Here is a 15,603-nt window from a genome sequence, read left to right as displayed (position 1 = left end):
GATGGTCAGTACTGTGCAGTCACGTCCGAATATCCTGATTGTGATGGTGGATCAGCTCAACGGCACACTCTTTCCCGACGGGCCGGCCGAATTCCTCCACGCACCCCACCTGAAGTCCCTGGCGAAGCGCTCCGTGCGCTTCGCCAACGCCTATACGGCCAGCCCGCTTTGCGCGCCCGCCCGCGCTTCCTTCATGTCAGGACAACTGCCAAGCCGCACCCGGGTTTATGACAATGCGGCGGAATTCGCCTCCGACATTCCGACCTTCGCCCATCATCTGCGCGCCGCCGGCTACCAGACAAGCCTGTCCGGCAAGATGCATTTCGTCGGCCCGGACCAGTTGCACGGATTCGAGGAGCGACTGACCACCGACATCTATCCAGCGGACTTCGGCTGGACACCGGACTATTCCAGGCCAGGCGAGCGGATCGACTGGTGGTATCACAATCTCGGCTCGGTCACCGGGGCCGGTGTGGCCGAGATCACCAACCAGATGGAGTATGACGACGAGGTCGCCTATCATGCGACGCGTCGGCTCTATGACCTCGCGCGCGGACAGGATGATCGGCCGTGGTGCCTCACTGTGAGCTTCACCCACCCGCACGATCCCTACGTGGCACGGCGCAGGTTCTGGGATCTTTATGAGGATTGCCCTCAGCTTGATCCAAACATTCCCGCAATCCCCTACATCGAGCAGGATCCGCACTCCCAACGATTGATGGATGCCTGCGACCACACGGCCTTCACCATCAGCAACGAGGATGTCCGGCGCGCGCGACGCGGCTATTTCGCCAATATCTCCTATGTCGACGACAAGATCGGCGACATTCTCGACGTCCTGGAGCGAACCCGGATGGCCGAGAATACTGCCATACTCTTTGTCTCCGACCATGGCGACATGCTGGGCGAGCGTGGCCTTTGGTTCAAGATGAACTTCTTTGAGGGTTCGGCGCGGGTGCCGCTGATGCTCTACGCGCCGGGCGTTCCCCCCCGGCTTGTCGACAAACCTGCCTCGACGCTCGACGTGACGCCGACGCTCGCCGGCCTTGCCGGCATCGACATATCCACCCTCAAGCCGTGGACGGATGGGGAAGACTTGATGCCACTCGCCTTGGGCGGCGCGCAACGAGGCGCGGTTCCCATGGAATATGCCGCTGAAGGATCGGTTACACCGCTCGTCGGACTACGCGACGGTCGTTTCAAGCTCACCCTTTGCGATCAGGATCCACCAATCCTTGTCGATCTGGGGAGCGATCCACACGAACTGCAGAATCTGGCACTCGATCCGGATCATGCGGAGACGCTCGCACGCCTCACCGAGGCCGCTGCCAAGCGGTGGGACCTCAAACGGTATGATGCAGCCGTGCGCGAGAGCCAGGCGCGCCGTCACGTCGTCTATGCGGCGCTGCGCAACGGCGCCTATTTTCCCTGGGACTACCAGCCCCTGCAGAAGGCATCGGAGCGCTACATGCGCAATCACATGGATCTGAACGTCCTGGAGGAAAGCCAGCGCTTCCCGCGCGGCGAGTAATGCGGTGTCCTGTCGTCAGACCGACCACTTCGCCGCACCAAACGCTCGTGAATAGAAAATGCTCCTACACATGAATACGGGGGACCGCTGCCCCCGTAACCTCGACAGGTGTTTTGCGCCTTGATCGTGCGACAGCCAACCATATGGCTGTTACGGGCACAAGGAATGCACTAAACGCCCCCGGCCGAGGCCTATCTTATCTTCTCCAGGCGTTCGGCGCGCGGAGTACGAAGATCGCACTCAGCGCCCCTCCGACGCGACGAGCGTGCTGACGAAATCGAACAGTCCATGACGTCGATCACGACGCAACCTCTCCGCCTTGACGATGGACTGCACCGCATCAAAAGCCGCGTCCAGATCATCGTTGACGATAACGTAGTCATATTCCCGCCAATGGCCGATCTCGGCGCGCGAATTGGCAAGCCTCGTCTGGATGACCTCTTCGGTATCTTCGGCACGGCGGTGCAGGCGCGACTGCAATTCGGCCATGGTCGGCGGCAGTATGAAGATCGAGACCACATCGGCCTTCATCTTGTCCTGCAATTGCTGTGCGCCTTGCCAGTCGATGTCGAACAGCATGTCGCGGCCCTGCGACATCGCAAGTTCCACCGGATCGCGCGGAGTGCCATAGAAATTGCCGTGGACCTCGGCCCATTCGAGCAGGGAATCGGAATCGCGCATACGCTCGAATTCGCGCTGGGAGACGAAATGGTAATGCACACCCTCGATCTCGCTCTGACGTCGCGGTCGCGTCGTGACGCTGACGGACATGCCGATATGCCGGTCCCGCTCCATCAAGTTACGCGCGATCGTCGACTTCCCCGCGCCTGACGGAGAAGAAATCACCAGCATCAATCCGCGACGCGCGATCGGAATGACGGTACCCTTGCCTTCTGCCATCAATTCACTCCAAATTCTGGACCTGTTCGCGGAACTGGTCGATGACGACCTTGAGTTCGATCCCGGCCGACGTCACCGCCACCGAGTTCGACTTCGAGCATATGGTATTCGATTCGCGGTTGAATTCCTGCGCGATGAAATCGAGTTTGCGACCGACAGGACCGCCCATGGCCAACAAGTCACGCGCAGCCGTCACATGGGCCTTGAGCCGGTCGATCTCCTCGCGCAGATCGGCGCGGGTCGCCAAAAGAGCGGCCTCGGCGTAGAGCCGGTCACGATCGAGGGTCGCGGCCGCTCCGACCAGCGCCGCCATCTGGCTCTCCAGGCGGCGGGCGATTTCGTCCGGCTGGCGCGACGGATCGGCCTCTACGACCAGCGCCAGTTCCTCCACCCGTGTTACCTGATCAGACAAAAGCCGACAGAGCGCATCACCCTCGACGCGCCGCATGTCGATCAAGGCATGAACGGCCTGCTCCAGACCGGCAAGAATGTCGGCGTCGCGCCGGGCAATCGCCTCGGCGTCGTCGGCCGCCTCCTTGAACTCGACCAGCCCACGGATCGACATAAGAGCATCAAGCGTCAGCGGTGCCGGATCGACCAGATCCGCTCCGAGTTCCTCGCGCAGCCTCAGAACGGCGTCGAGCGCATCGCGGTTGAGTACGGCCTCCACGCGATTCTCGCTGACCTGCACCGTCAAGCCGACCTGCAAGTTGCCACGGGTAACGAACTGCGAAACAAGGCGCCGCACCTCGTTCTCGAAGGCCTCCATGCCCTGCGGCAGACGCATGCGGATATCGAGGCCCTTGCCGTTGACCGAACGCAACTCCCAAGCCCAGCGATACCGACCGCTGGTACCTTCGCTCCGGGCAAAGCCGGTCATGGATTGCAATGCCATCGCCCTGCCCTCGCCTGGTTCAGTTCTTCTTTTTCTTGACGGTGACTGCGTCCGGATCACTCTCCGGCTGTGCGTCGACCGCAGCACCTGGATCCTCGCCGCGCGCGGCCTCCATCTTGCGCCAGTTACGAACGTTGGCGTTGTGTTCTTCCAGAGTCGCGGCGAAGATGTGGCCACCCGTGCCATCGGCGACAAAATAGAGGTCCTTGGTCTTCCACGGTTGAGCAACGGCTTCGAGCGCCGCGCGCCCCGGATTGGCGATCGGCCCTGGCGGCAATCCCTTGATCACATAGGTGTTGTACGGCGTTTCCTTCTTCAGGTCGGACTGGTAGATCGGCCGGTCCGCCGGCTTTCCGTCACCTCCGAACAAGCCGTAGATGATCGTCGGGTCGGATTGCAGCCGCATGCCCTTGGCAAGGCGATTGAGGAAAACAGAAGCGACATGTGCGCGCTCGTCATCCTTGCCGGTCTCTTTCTCGACGATAGAGGCGAGCGTCACGAACTCTTCCTTGGTCTTCAGCGCGAGGTCTGGATCGCGCCTCTCCCAGATCTGGTCGATGAGCTTGGTCTGCGCCGCGGTCATCTGGCTGATAATCTCCGAACGCTTCGTGCCGCGCGAGAATTTGTAGGTGTCCGGACGCAGAGCGCCTTCGACCGGCAATTCGGCTGGCAGGTCCCCCTCGAGGACGGGATCGTCTATCAGCTTCTTGAACATCTGCTTGACGGTCAGACCTTCCGGCATGGAAATCGAATAGAGGATCGACTTGCCGGACTTCAGCAGCTCCATGACCTCCTTCATCGATGCCTGCGCCTTGATCTCGTATTCACCGGCCTTGAGGCTTTCGCCATCGTTCAGGTAAGTGGATGTCACATGGCGGAATATACGGGCATCGGCAATGATGCCGTTACGCTCCAGGCTGTTGGCGATTTCCGCCAGGCCAGCGCCACTGCGCACGACGAAATTGGTGTTGGTCTCCAGCGGCCCCGGCCCCTGGTAGACAGACATGGCGTAGAAAAAGCCGGCGACCGCGAGCGCGCAGACCGCCACCAGAATCGTCATCAGGAAGTTCAGGAAGATCACCAGCTGGCTGCGCGCCTTGCGCGACCGACGGGGCGGGGCTGGCACCCGCTCGGGGCGCAGCGCCTCGGTCGGGGACTTCGGAATAATCGGCCCCTTCGCAGACTCGGCGCCACGGCCGAAGGAACCCCCGCTGTTTTGGTTATTGTCGGTCACCGGCAATCCTCTTCAGTTCGGTATCGCTGCTATCTGGCCAAGCAATACGGCAAAAAGCAGGAGAATGCCGGGCTTCCGCCTCGGCATCCCCAGAGTTTTGGCCTGCTCGCGACTACGCTCAGCCCTGATAACGCTTCAGCACCAGGGAGGCGTTGGTACCGCCAAATCCAAACGAATTGGACAGCGCAACATTGATTTCGCGCTTGCGTGCCTTGTGGGGCACAAGGTCGATCGCCGTCTCGACAGCGGGATTATCGAGGTTCAACGTCGGGGGGGCGATATTGTCGCGAATGGCAAGCACAGAGAAGATCGCTTCCACAGCCCCGGCAGCGCCAAGCAGATGTCCAATCGCCGACTTGGTCGACGACATCGAAATCCGCGAGGCACTCTCACCGACCAGACGCTCGACAGCGCCAAGCTCGATCGTATCAGCCATGGTCGACGTGCCATGAGCATTGATATAATCGACGTCGGACGCCGTCAGACCGGCACGCTTCAGCGCCATCGTCATGCAACGGAAGGCGCCGTCGCCGTCCTCTGACGGAGCGGTGATATGGTAGGCATCGCCAGACAGGCCGTAGCCGACCACTTCGGCATAGATCTTGGCGCCGCGCGCCTTGGCATGCTCAAGCTCCTCCAGCACGACAATGCCGGCACCTTCGCCCATGACGAAGCCGTCTCGATCCTTGTCATAGGGCCGCGAGGCGGCCTTCGGATCGTCATTGCGGGCCGTCGACAAGGCCTTGCAGGCAGCGAAGCCGGCGAGCGAAATCCGGCTGATCGGCGATTCCGTGCCGCCCGCCACCATGACGTCGGCATCACCGAAACCAATCAGGCGCGCCGCGTCGCCAATCGCATGGGCGCCGGTCGAGCAGGCCGTGACGACGGCGTGATTGGGACCGCGCAGTTTGTGGCGGATCGAAACATGGCCGGAAGCCAGATTGATCAGGCGGCCAGGAATGAAGAAGGGCGACAAACGCCGTGGCCCCTTGTCGCGCAGGATGTAACCCGCTTCGACGATCCCCTCTATGCCGCCGATGCCGGACCCGATCATAACACCGGTGGCGCACTGGTCATCGTCGCTTTTCGGGTGCCAATCCGCATCGTCAAGCGCCATATCGGCTGCGGCTACGGCGTAAATGATGAATGGATCGACCTTGCGCTGCTCCTTGAGCTCCATCCAGTCGTCGGGACTGAAGGCACCTTCGGCGTCACCGGTCGGGATACGGCAGGCAATCTTGGCCGGCAGGTCATCGACCTCGAACTCAGTTACAAGGCGGGCACCGCTTTGACCGGCGAGTATCCTCGACCAGGTCAGTTCCGTTCCACACCCCAGCGGAGATACCATGCCGGTACCAGTGATAACGACACGTCTCATCGCTCGTAATCCACCCCACTCTTACAATCGACGCCACCAGAAAACAGTAAGGCCCGCAGTTCGCGGGCCCAGGCGGGAAAGTCAACCGAAGCCGCCTTCCCGCTATTTTTGCAATCGATCAGGGCTGAGCCTTCTCGATGAACTTCACAGCGTCGCCGACCGTCAGGATCGAGTCAGCAGCATCGTCCGGAATCTCGACGCCGAACTCTTCTTCGAAGGCCATGACCAGTTCGACCGTGTCGAGCGAATCCGCACCCAGATCGTCGATGAAGCTGGCGCCTTCAACGACCTTCTCAGCGTCAACGCCGAGATGATCAACAACAATTTTCTTAACGCGTTCTGCGATATCGCTCATGTCGGTTTCCTCGACCTTCTTAATCTCAGGGGCCGTCTGTACGACTTCCCTACCCTGTTCAAACCGGCGAACACTTCGTTGCCACCGGCAAACCCGTTCAGCCCCGTCTCAATGAACCAACCATACAATCAAATGCATAGCAATCGCCTTGGGAGACGGAACGACTGTTCACAGTCATGGCCCGATTAACACGGTTTAGTCGCGTCGCAAAGCCTGAAAATGCCCGCGAGCGCAGCACTCAACATGCATTTTCAAAGGCCACTCGCTTCATCTCAAGGGCCGGGACAGAACCCCGCACGCGCCCAGAGTCGAATCAGACGAGCGGGAGTGTCCGAGTCCGAGAGGCGCCATGGGGATCCGCATCACTAGGCGCGAACAAAAAAGCCGCCCGGAAGGGCGGCTGATGTCTCGCAGAGCGACCGCGACTTTTGCCCGCTCAGATCATCGCCATGCCGCCGTTGACGTGCAGGGTTTGCCCCGTCATGTAGCTGGCCTCGTCGGAGGCAAGGTAGACGACGGCGGACGCCACTTCCGCGCCGGTGCCCATGCGCTTCATCGGGATCGCGCCCATGATCGCTTCCTTCTGCTTGTCGTTGAGCTTGCCGGTCATGGCGCTCTCGATGAAGCCCGGAGCGACGCAATTGACCGTCACGTTGCGGGTGGCGATTTCCTGGGCAAGCGACTTCGACAAGCCGATCATGCCGGCCTTGGAGGCGCAGTAATTGGCCTGCCCCGGATTGCCGGTGACACCGACGACCGAGGTGATGTTGATGATGCGACCAAAGCGGCGGCGCATCATCGGATGGGTAAGCTCGCGCGTCAGACGGAAGACAGCGGTCAGGTTGACTTCGAGAACGGCGTCCCAATCGGCGTCCTGCATGCGGACAAACAGGCCGTCTTTGGTGATGCCTGCGTTATTGACGAGAATGTCGACGCCTTCGAGTTCGGCCTCCGCCTTTTCGGCAAGCGCCTTGACCTCATCGCGATCCGAGAGGTTCGCCGGGAAGATCTTGACGCGATCGCCAAGCTCCGCGGCCAGCGCCTCGAGCTTTTCGACGCGGGTGCCGTGCAGGCCGACGGTTGCGCCCTGGGCATGAAGCTGGCGAGCGATTTCCTCACCAATGCCGCCGGTCGCGCCGGTGACGAGAGCCTTGCGGCCGGTCAGATCAAACATGTTCAAAGTTCCTTGTTCCAGATCATCCAGACAATCAGCCGAGAAGCGCGGCAAGCGCCGCTTCGATGTCGGCCGGAGAATTGACGGCAACGCCGGTGACATTCTTGTCGATGCGGCGGGCAAGCCCCGTCAGCACCTTGCCGGAGCCGATTTCGTAGAGAGTGGCGACGCCATTGGCACCAAACCATTCGACCGTCTCGCGCCAGCGCACCTGGCCCGTCACCTGCTCGACCAGCAGATCGGCGATCTCATTGGCATCGGAGACGGGCGCTGCGCGCACATTGGCGATCAGCGGCACGACCGGATTGCGCTTTTCGACCTTGGCCAGCGCCTCGCGCATCGCCTCCGCCGCCGGCGCCATCAGGGCCGAATGGAAGGGGGCAGAGACCGGCAGCATGATGGCGCGCTTCGCGCCCTTTTCAGTCGCAAGGGCTGCCGCCTTCTCAACGGCTGCCTTGCCGCCGGAGATGACCAGCTGTCCACCGCCATTGTCATTGGCGATCTGGCAGGGGCCGGCAGCAGAGGCTTCCTGACACACTGTTTCGACAACTCCATGCTCGAGGCCGATGATCGCCGCCATGGCGCCCTCACCCACCGGAACGGCGGCCTGCATGGCATTGCCGCGGATGCGCAGGAGGCGCGCGGTGTCAGCGAGGGAAAAGGTGCCGGCAGCGCAGAGCGCGGAATATTCGCCGAGCGAATGACCGGCGACATAAGACACCTTGGACGCAAGATCGAGGCCGCGGACCTGCATGACACGGATCATCGCCATAGACACGGCCATCAGCGCCGGCTGCGCGTTGGCCGTCAGGGTCAGCGTTTCCTCCGGCCCCTCAAACATGATCGAGGACAGCTTCTCTCCGAGAGCCTCATCGACTTCGGCGAAGACCGCTCTGGCCTCCGGATACGTCTCGGCAAGCTCCTTGCCCATGCCGACGACCTGGCTGCCTTGGCCGGGGAATGTGAATGCAACGTTCATGGGGACAATCCTTCTCGGGAGCGTGTTCTTCCCTAGTTTTTTCTTTCCAATTGACGTGTTTTTCCAGTGAGTCAAGACCGGGTTTCCGGGCAGCGGCGTTTGCCCACCATTGGAAAGCGCCGCATTTTGCACTTGCGAAAGGTCACCGGGCGCCTAAATTCCCGCCAGACCTTCTCCCATTTCGCAGCGAAACAGCACGGACTCCTTTTATGAAATATAATACACTTGGCCGCACTGGCATTTCCGTCTCGGAGATCTGTCTCGGAACGATGACCTGGGGTTCGCAAAACTCCGAGGCAGAGGCCTTCGAGCAGATGGATTACGCCCTGGCGAACGGCGTCAATTTCTTCGACACCGCCGAACTCTATCCTACGACGCCGCTTTCTCCGGACACCTACGCGCTGACCGAAACGATCATCGGCAATTGGTTCGCGCGGACCGGCAAACGCGAGGACGTGGTGCTGGCCACCAAGGTTGCCGGTGCCGGGCGCCCCTATATCCGGGAGGGTAAGCCAATCACCGGAGCGGCGATCCGAGAGGCGGTGGACGCCAGCCTCAGGCGTCTGCAGACCGACTATATCGACCTTTACCAGATCCACTGGCCGAACCGCGGGCATTTTCACTTCCGTCAGTCCTGGACCTACGACCCTTCCAAACAGGATCGGGAGCGCACGCTTTCCGACATGAACGAGAAGCTCGAGGCGCTTGATGCTTGCGTCAAGGCCGGCAAGATCCGCGCCATCGGGCTTTCCAACGAGACCACCTGGGGCACACAGAAGTTCATTGCGCTGGCAGAAGCGCGCGGCCTGCCGCGGGTCGCGACCGTGCAGAACGAATACAATCTGCTCTACCGCCATTATGACCTCGACATGGCCGAGCTTTCACACCATGAGGATGTCGGTTTGCTTGCCTATTCGCCGCTCGCCGCCGGCCTCCTGACCGGAAAATATCTCGAGGGCCAGAAGCCGGCGGGATCCCGCGCAACGATCAACGGTGACCTGGGCGGGCGCTTGCAGCCGCTCGCCGAACCCGCTGTACGCGCCTATGTCGACATGGCGAAAACGCATGGCCTCGATCCGTCGCAGCTGGCTCTGGCCTTCTGCCTGACGCGCCCCTTCATGGCTTCGGTCATCATCGGCGCCACAACGATGGAGCAGCTGAAGACCGATATCGGGTCCGCCGACATCACGCTTTCGGACGAGATCCTGCGTGAAATCGCCAAGGTGCATCGGCTCTACCCAGCGCCCATCTGAGCCGCATCATGGCCCTGATCCGGCTTCGCAAGCCAACTGGGCCGGACTACGGTCCGATCCAGGCAGAACAAACGAAAACGTTATCAGGGTCAGGCCTGTAAACTGGCATCTCCGGCAACCACTTGCCAAGCGGTTCACAGAACCTCGCCCGTCGCGCGACCGTAGTGAGAGGGAAGCCTTTGGATTATCTTCTGGTTGCTGGAGGCCTTGTCGGCCTCTATTTCGGAGCGGAATGGCTGTTGCGTGGCGCGATCGCGCTCGCAGAGAGAATGGCAATCCCAACCATGCTGGTGTCACTCGTGATCGTCGGCTTCGGAACCTCCGTGCCCGAACTCCTGGTGTCGGTGCGCGCAGCCATGTCCGGGTCGTCCGACATCTCGCTGGGCAATGTTGTCGGGTCCAACACAGCGAATATCCTGCTGATTGTCGCAGTCAGCGCCCTGATCCACCCGATCACCGTCTGGGACAAAGGCGTCAAGCGTGACTCCTTCATCATGATGGGCTCGGCGGTCCTGCTGCTGGCTCTCGTGCAGTTCGACGCGATCAATCGTGTCTCCGGACTGTTCATGATCGCCCTCTTGTTGGCCTATATCGGCTACGCCTATATCCGGGGTCTCGGCGCTGGCGAACGACCGGAAGAGAGCCTCAGTCATGAGCAGTTGAGCAAAGTGCTCACTGGCACGCTCATCGCCGGCGGGCTCGCAACGCTGTTCGTCGGCGCGGAACTGCTGGTGCGTGGGGCCACGAGCCTGGCGCGCGAGTTCGGCGTGTCCGAAGCGGTGATCGGCTTGACGGTCGTCGCTGTCGGCACCTCCTTGCCGGAACTGGCGACGGGGGTCATGTCGGCCCTGCGCCGACACTCCGACATCATGATCGGCAACGTTGTCGGCTCGAACATCTTCAACGTCCTGTTCATCCTCGGCGCAACCGCCATCATACAGCCGATCAGCGTCGATCCTCGCTTTGCCAATTTTGACGTTCCGGTAATGCTGGCCGTGACTCTCGGCTTTGCGGCCCTCCTGCTCACACACGCCGGCGTCAAACGACTCACCGCCGCGACCATGCTGCTGATTTATGCGGGGTATAATGTCGCCTTGGTGCTGGTTTGACGACCAAGCGCCGAGGACCTCGCTGGAGGAAAGACCACGCAACCGTGAACAGTCCGGCCCTTTACTCCAGCGCAAGACTATGGTCGAGCCCCCCCGCGCGCTGCCGAATATCACATTGCGACATAACGATTGAGCGTATGCTTTTATATATAGCATACGTGCCTGTCTGTCTGAATGCGGCAATCAGTCGGTTAGCGGGCCGCATGGTCCTCGACCGACTTACAAGTCATAATTTGGCCCGCCCCTTGCTTTTCCTCGAAAGACGCGTATAAGCGCCCCGTTCACAACACCCGGTCTCCTGGCTGGTGGCTGAACGGAGGGCCGGTTTCCGATGAGGATGCCGCAGGAACCAAGAGAGGTTCCGGCCTCCCGTGTCTCCGCTCTCGACCGTCTCGATACAACAGCTTTTCTTGCCTTGGGTTTCCCAAACAGGAGCAGTCGTTGAGGCTAAGCGCCGGATCCGGGTGATGACAACCGCAAGAAAGGCAAAGCTTACAATGGCTCTTTACGAACATGTATTCCTTGCCCGGCAGGATATGTCCGCTCAGCAGGTTGATGCCCTCGTCGAACAGTACAAGGGTGTCCTCGAAGCGAATGGCGGCAAGGTCGGGCGCGTAGAAAACTGGGGTCTGAAGTCCCTCACCTACCGCATCAAGAAGAACCGCAAGGCTCATTACGCCCTCATGGACATCGATGCTCCGGCAGCGGCCGTCCATGAAATGGAGCGCCAGATGCGCATCAACGAAGACATTCTTCGTTACATGACCATCGCTGTGGAAGCCCACGAAGAAGGCCCGTCTGCCATGATGCAGAAGCGCGACCGTGACGACCGTCCGCGTCGTGATGGCGATGACCGTGGCCCGCGTCGCGAAGGTGGCTTCGGCGACCGTGGTCCGCGTCCGGATCGCGCCCCCCGCGAAGGTGGCTTCGAGCGTCGTCCGCGCGAAGACCGCGCGTAATTTCGAGCAACAGGAGAAAACACAATGGCTGATGCATCCTCTGCTCAGGCGCGCCGTCCGTTCCACCGTCGTCGCAAGACCTGCCCCTTCTCGGGCGCAAACGCACCGAAGATCGACTACAAGGACGTTCGTCTTCTTCAGCGCTACATTTCCGAGCGCGGCAAGATCGTTCCCTCGCGTATCACCGCAGTTTCCCAGAAGAAGCAGCGCGAACTGGCCCAGGCCATCAAGCGCGCCCGCTTCCTCGGCCTGCTGCCCTACGTGGTCGCCTAATTGATCCGAAGCCTGCCGGTTTTGCCGGCGGGCTTCATCCCTTCCGCGTTGGGCGCGGATCGGAACCATGCCAAGGGTCGACGGCTTCAAGCGAAGCATGAATGACTTAAGGTGAAATCCCATGTTGGGGACGGGGTTCGGGATCTGAATCCGGACTATCCCCTAACTGCTTGAACCGGCAGGACAGCGAACTTGAAACAGGTAAATGGACAACTGCTGCTGATCGGCGCAATCGCCGGTATTACCGCCGCCCTGCTGGTGCTGGGCGCGAACGCGCAGCCGTCCTTTTCGTCCATCCTCTACGCCGCATCGGCCCTGCCCGTGCTGATCGTCGGCCTCGGCTGGGGCAATGTCGCGGCAATCACCGCGGTCGCCACGGCAGCCGCTCTCGGCGCGCTTGCGATTTCACCGCTCTTTGCGCTCGCCATGACGATCTTCACCCTGCTGCCGGCCGGCTGGCTGAGCCATCTTGCCAATCTCGCCCGCCCGGCGTCCGAGATCGGCGGACCGGACGACCTGATGGCCTGGTACCCGCTTTCCGACATTCTGCTGCACCTGTGCGGTCTGGTCTCGCTCGCCGTCATCTTCCTCGGCGTGATGATCGGCTACGGCCCGGAACTGACCGGCCAGATGGTCGACGTGCTGTTCGCCTCGGTCGCCAACCGGGATCCGACGCTGGTGGCGGACCCGGCCTCGGTCGAGCAGATCAAGCGTACGATGGTGCTGCTCCTGCCGATCGTTCAGGGCGGCATGTGGGTCCTGATGCTGTTCGCCGCATATTATATCGCCATGCGCATTGTCAGCGCTTCGGGCCGAGCGCTTCGTCCGCGCGAGGACCTGCCGTCGTCGCTGCGCATGAACCGCAATGCGGTCTTCGTCTTTCTCGCCGGCATCGTCGCCTGCTTCATCGGAGGCACGCCGGCGCTGATCGGGGCAACGGTCTGCGGCACCTTCGGCGCGGGCTTCCTGCTGGCGGGCTTCGGCTCCCTGCATCTGCGCAGCCGCGGCAAGGACTGGCGCTTGCCGGTGCTGGTGCTCGCCTATATTTCCGCGCCAATGATTCTGCCGGCCTTCTTCATTCTCGTCCTCGGACTTGCCGACACCAGGCGGACCGTGGCCCTGACACCGGCCCGCAAGGCCGGGACCGACCAATCCAATTCGTGAACTCAAACTGAAAGGAACAGAAAATGGATGTCATCCTTCTCGAACGCATCGCCAAGCTTGGCCAGATGGGCGAAACCGTAAAGGTCAAGGACGGCTTTGCCCGTAACTACCTTCTGCCGCTCGGCAAGGCCCTGCGCGCCAACGCCGCCAACAAGGCCCGCTTCGAAGCCGAGCGCGCAACGCTCGAAGCCCGCAACCTGGAACGCAAGTCGGAAGCCCAGCAGGTCGCCGACGTCCTCGGCGGCAAATCCTTTATCGTCGTCCGCTCGGCCGGAGAAACCGGTCAGCTCTACGGCTCGGTCGCTGCCCGTGACGTCGTCGAAATTCTCGGCGCCGAAGGCTTCATTATCGGCCGGAACCAGGTCGAGCTGAACACCCCGATCAAGACCATCGGCCTGCACAACGTAACGCTGCACCTGCACGCCGAAGTCGAACTCACTGTCGAGCTCAACGTTGCCCGTTCGGCCGAAGAAGCCGAGCGCCAGGCCAAGGGCGAAAGCCTCACCTCGGCCGACGCCATCTACGGCGTTGATGAAGACGCACTTCGTCCGGAAGACTTCTTCGATCCGGACGCAGACCGCGACGGCGACGAAGAATAAGATTTGGCGCAAGCCGAACGCGAAACGCCCGGGTCTTGCGACCCGGGCGTTTTTGTTTGACGTGCCAGCGCAACGCTGCCCGGAAATGGCCGCCGACTATGCTATGATCGGGCCTCGTTTGGCGATTCGCACGGCGATCCTCGACGCAAGCGCTTTCATCCATAGGTGTGCTGATTTTTCTGTGACACCTGTGGATTAAAGGGGACAAGTCACACACGCTCGATTGCGGTTGACTTGGGGCCCGTCGGCCGCCAAATCGAAAGCACGATGGACACTCCCAAGAAGAAAAGACGGTAGCCCGCGATGAACGACGCTGCACGCAAGATCGCCCCCCTCCAGCCGGCCGAACCCCACTATCGGGAAGCGCCGAACAACATCGAGGCCGAACAGGCGCTCCTGGGCGCGATCCTCGTCAACAACGACGCCTATTACCGGGTCTCGGACTTCCTGAAGCCGGATCACCTCTACGAACCCCTGCACCGCAAGATTTTCGAGGTCGCCTCGGAAATCATCCGCATGGGCAAGACCGCCAACCCAGTCACCATCAAGACCTTCCTGCCGGCCGAGCAGAGGGTGGGAGACCTGACGGTCGCGCAATATCTCGCCCGTCTCGCCTCCGAAGCCGTCACCATCATCAATGCCGAGGACTATGGTCGGGCGATTTACGACCTGGCGCTGCGCCGTTCGCTGATCCAGATCGGCGAGGACGTGGTCAACATCGCCTATGACGCCCCCCTCGATATGCCGCCGCAGGCCCAGATCGAGGATACCGAACGCCGCCTGTTCGCGCTTGCCGAGAACGGCCGCTATGACGGCGGATTTCAATCGTTCAACGACGCGGTATCCCAGGCAATCGACATGGCTGGCGCAGCGTTCGAGCGCGACGGCCACCTCTCGGGTATTTCCACCGGGATCATGTCGCTCGACGGCAAGATGGGCGGTTTGCAGCGTTCCGACTTGATCGTGCTCGCCGGCCGTCCGGGTATGGGTAAGACCTCTCTGGCCACGAATATCGCCTACAATATCGCCGCCGCCTACGAGCCCGAGGTCATGCCGGACGGATCATTCAAGGCCAAGAACGGCGGCGTCGTCGGCTTCTACTCGCTCGAAATGTCGTCCGAACAGCTCGCGACCCGTATCATCTCCGAGCAGACCGAAGTTTCGTCCTCGAAGATCCGCCGTGGTGACATCACCGAGGCCGATTTCGAAAAGCTGGTCGCCTGCAGCCAGATGATGCAGAAGGTTCCGCTGTTCATCGACCAGACCGGTGGCATCTCGATCGCCCAGCTGTCGGCCCGTGCCCGTCGTCTCAAGCGCCAGCGCGGCCTCGATTGCCTGGTGGTCGACTATATCCAGCTGATGACCGGCACCGGCAAGGCGGGTGAGAACCGCGTGCAGGAAATCACCCAGATCACCACCGGCTTGAAAGCGCTCGGCAAGGAACTCAACGTGCCGATCATCGCGCTGTCGCAGCTGTCGCGTGGCGTGGAAAGCCGTGAAGACAAGCGGCCGCAGCTCTCCGACCTTCGTGAATCGGGCTCGATCGAGCAGGATGCCGACGTCGTGCTCTTCGTGTTCCGCGAAGAGTATTACGTGAAGAACATGGAACCCCGCGACATGGCCGATCCCAAGTATCCGGAATGGGAAGCGCTGATGGACAAGGTCAAGGGTACGGCCGACGTCATCATCGCCAAGCAGCGCCACGGGCCGACCGGCACTGTGAAGCTCGCGTTCCAGTCGGAGTTCACCCGTTTCGCCGACCTCGCTGAGCCGTCTTTCACCGCCTACGAGGAACCGTAA

At 61.4% G+C, this 15,603-nt stretch carries 15 protein-coding genes; 8 read left to right on the top strand and 7 right to left on the bottom strand.

Features of this window, described 5'->3' with window-relative positions:
- The first annotated feature begins 1 nt into the window (after position 1).
- Positions 2 to 1,531, top strand: coding sequence for a choline-sulfatase (gene betC / locus RNA01_RS07350; RefSeq protein ID WP_147179315.1), 1,530 nt, complete (start codon positions 2 to 4; stop codon positions 1,529 to 1,531).
- A gap of 240 nt (positions 1,532 to 1,771) precedes the next feature.
- Here the strand turns inward: betC and gmk are convergent, their stop codons facing one another.
- The 7 genes from gmk to fabD all read right to left on the bottom strand — a co-directional run bounded on the left by gmk (position 1,772) and on the right by fabD (position 8,446).
- Positions 1,772 to 2,431, bottom strand: coding sequence for a guanylate kinase (gene gmk, locus RNA01_RS07345; protein ID WP_147179314.1), 660 nt, complete (start codon positions 2,429 to 2,431; stop codon positions 1,772 to 1,774).
- 4 nt (positions 2,432 to 2,435) lie between these two features.
- Positions 2,436 to 3,326, bottom strand: coding sequence for a YicC/YloC family endoribonuclease (locus tag RNA01_RS07340; RefSeq protein ID WP_147179313.1), 891 nt, complete (start codon positions 3,324 to 3,326; stop codon positions 2,436 to 2,438).
- A gap of 19 nt (positions 3,327 to 3,345) precedes the next feature.
- Positions 3,346 to 4,566, bottom strand: a complete 1,221-nt coding sequence (gene mltG, locus RNA01_RS07335; RefSeq protein WP_371864055.1) for an endolytic transglycosylase MltG — start codon at positions 4,564 to 4,566, stop codon at positions 3,346 to 3,348.
- A 112-nt stretch (positions 4,567 to 4,678) separates the two neighbouring features.
- The gene (fabF, locus tag RNA01_RS07330) at positions 4,679 to 5,938 is read right to left on the bottom strand and encodes a beta-ketoacyl-ACP synthase II (RefSeq protein WP_147179311.1); all 1,260 of its coding nucleotides are present in this window, start codon (positions 5,936 to 5,938) and stop codon (positions 4,679 to 4,681) included.
- Between the two features lie 118 nt (positions 5,939 to 6,056).
- The gene (locus tag RNA01_RS07325; RefSeq protein WP_028736116.1) at positions 6,057 to 6,293 is read right to left on the bottom strand and encodes an acyl carrier protein; all 237 of its coding nucleotides are present in this window, start codon (positions 6,291 to 6,293) and stop codon (positions 6,057 to 6,059) included.
- Positions 6,294 to 6,729: 436 nt separating this feature from the next.
- A complete protein-coding gene (gene fabG, locus RNA01_RS07320; RefSeq protein WP_147179310.1) occupies positions 6,730 to 7,467 on the bottom strand; it encodes a 3-oxoacyl-[acyl-carrier-protein] reductase in 738 nt (245 codons plus the stop codon).
- Between the two features lie 34 nt (positions 7,468 to 7,501).
- The gene (gene fabD / locus RNA01_RS07315) at positions 7,502 to 8,446 is read right to left on the bottom strand and encodes an ACP S-malonyltransferase (RefSeq protein ID WP_147179309.1); all 945 of its coding nucleotides are present in this window, start codon (positions 8,444 to 8,446) and stop codon (positions 7,502 to 7,504) included.
- Positions 8,447 to 8,655: 209 nt separating this feature from the next.
- Between fabD and RNA01_RS07310 the strand changes: the two genes are divergently transcribed.
- The 7 genes from RNA01_RS07310 (at position 8,656) to RNA01_RS07275 (ending at position 15,603) form a co-directional block, all read left to right on the top strand.
- Positions 8,656 to 9,699: an aldo/keto reductase gene (locus RNA01_RS07310; protein ID WP_147179308.1), complete on the top strand. Its 1,044-nt coding sequence runs from the start codon at positions 8,656 to 8,658 to the stop codon at positions 9,697 to 9,699.
- Between the two features lie 179 nt (positions 9,700 to 9,878).
- Complete coding sequence (locus RNA01_RS07305; RefSeq protein WP_147179307.1) at positions 9,879 to 10,808, top strand: calcium/sodium antiporter; 930 nt, start codon at positions 9,879 to 9,881, stop codon at positions 10,806 to 10,808.
- Between the two features lie 497 nt (positions 10,809 to 11,305).
- Entirely contained in the window at positions 11,306 to 11,767 is a 462-nt protein-coding gene (gene rpsF / locus RNA01_RS07295; RefSeq protein ID WP_147179306.1) for a 30S ribosomal protein S6, read from the top strand.
- Between the two features lie 24 nt (positions 11,768 to 11,791).
- Positions 11,792 to 12,040 (top strand): 30S ribosomal protein S18, encoded by a 249-nt coding sequence (rpsR, locus tag RNA01_RS07290; RefSeq protein WP_147179305.1) that lies wholly within the window; start codon positions 11,792 to 11,794, stop codon positions 12,038 to 12,040.
- Between the two features lie 192 nt (positions 12,041 to 12,232).
- Positions 12,233 to 13,204 (top strand): DUF2232 domain-containing protein, encoded by a 972-nt coding sequence (locus RNA01_RS07285; RefSeq protein WP_147179304.1) that lies wholly within the window; start codon positions 12,233 to 12,235, stop codon positions 13,202 to 13,204.
- A gap of 23 nt (positions 13,205 to 13,227) precedes the next feature.
- Entirely contained in the window at positions 13,228 to 13,803 is a 576-nt protein-coding gene (gene rplI / locus RNA01_RS07280) for a 50S ribosomal protein L9 (protein WP_147179303.1), read from the top strand.
- Positions 13,804 to 14,106: 303 nt separating this feature from the next.
- Positions 14,107 to 15,603 (top strand): replicative DNA helicase, encoded by a 1,497-nt coding sequence (locus RNA01_RS07275; protein WP_147179302.1) that lies wholly within the window; start codon positions 14,107 to 14,109, stop codon positions 15,601 to 15,603.

Origin of the sequence: Paenirhizobium naphthalenivorans, from assembly GCF_007992095.1 — a bacterium.
Classification (GTDB): Bacteria; Pseudomonadota; Alphaproteobacteria; order Rhizobiales; family Rhizobiaceae; genus Allorhizobium; species Allorhizobium naphthalenivorans.
The sequence above is the reverse complement of the archived record's forward strand: the minus strand, read 5'-3'. Positions and strand labels throughout refer to the sequence as shown.

What these genes read in the sequence shown, in the direction of transcription:
- betC (WP_147179315.1), top strand. Translation starts at nt 2, where the DNA reads ATGGTCAGTACTGTGCAGTCACGTCCGAATATCCTGATTGTGATGGTG.
- gmk (WP_147179314.1), bottom strand. Translation starts at nt 2,431, where the DNA reads ATGGCAGAAGGCAAGGGTACCGTCATTCCGATCGCGCGTCGCGGATTG.
- RNA01_RS07340 (WP_147179313.1), bottom strand. Translation starts at nt 3,326, where the DNA reads ATGGCATTGCAATCCATGACCGGCTTTGCCCGGAGCGAAGGTACCAGC.
- fabF (WP_147179311.1), bottom strand. Translation starts at nt 5,938, where the DNA reads ATGAGACGTGTCGTTATCACTGGTACCGGCATGGTATCTCCGCTGGGG.
- RNA01_RS07325 (WP_028736116.1), bottom strand. Translation starts at nt 6,293, where the DNA reads ATGAGCGATATCGCAGAACGCGTTAAGAAAATTGTTGTTGATCATCTC.
- fabG (WP_147179310.1), bottom strand. Translation starts at nt 7,467, where the DNA reads ATGTTTGATCTGACCGGCCGCAAGGCTCTCGTCACCGGCGCGACCGGC.
- fabD (WP_147179309.1), bottom strand. Translation starts at nt 8,446, where the DNA reads ATGAACGTTGCATTCACATTCCCCGGCCAAGGCAGCCAGGTCGTCGGC.
- RNA01_RS07310 (WP_147179308.1), top strand. Translation starts at nt 8,656, where the DNA reads ATGAAATATAATACACTTGGCCGCACTGGCATTTCCGTCTCGGAGATC.
- rpsF (WP_147179306.1), top strand. Translation starts at nt 11,306, where the DNA reads ATGGCTCTTTACGAACATGTATTCCTTGCCCGGCAGGATATGTCCGCT.
- rpsR (WP_147179305.1), top strand. Translation starts at nt 11,792, where the DNA reads ATGGCTGATGCATCCTCTGCTCAGGCGCGCCGTCCGTTCCACCGTCGT.
- rplI (WP_147179303.1), top strand. Translation starts at nt 13,228, where the DNA reads ATGGATGTCATCCTTCTCGAACGCATCGCCAAGCTTGGCCAGATGGGC.
- RNA01_RS07275 (WP_147179302.1), top strand. Translation starts at nt 14,107, where the DNA reads ATGAACGACGCTGCACGCAAGATCGCCCCCCTCCAGCCGGCCGAACCC.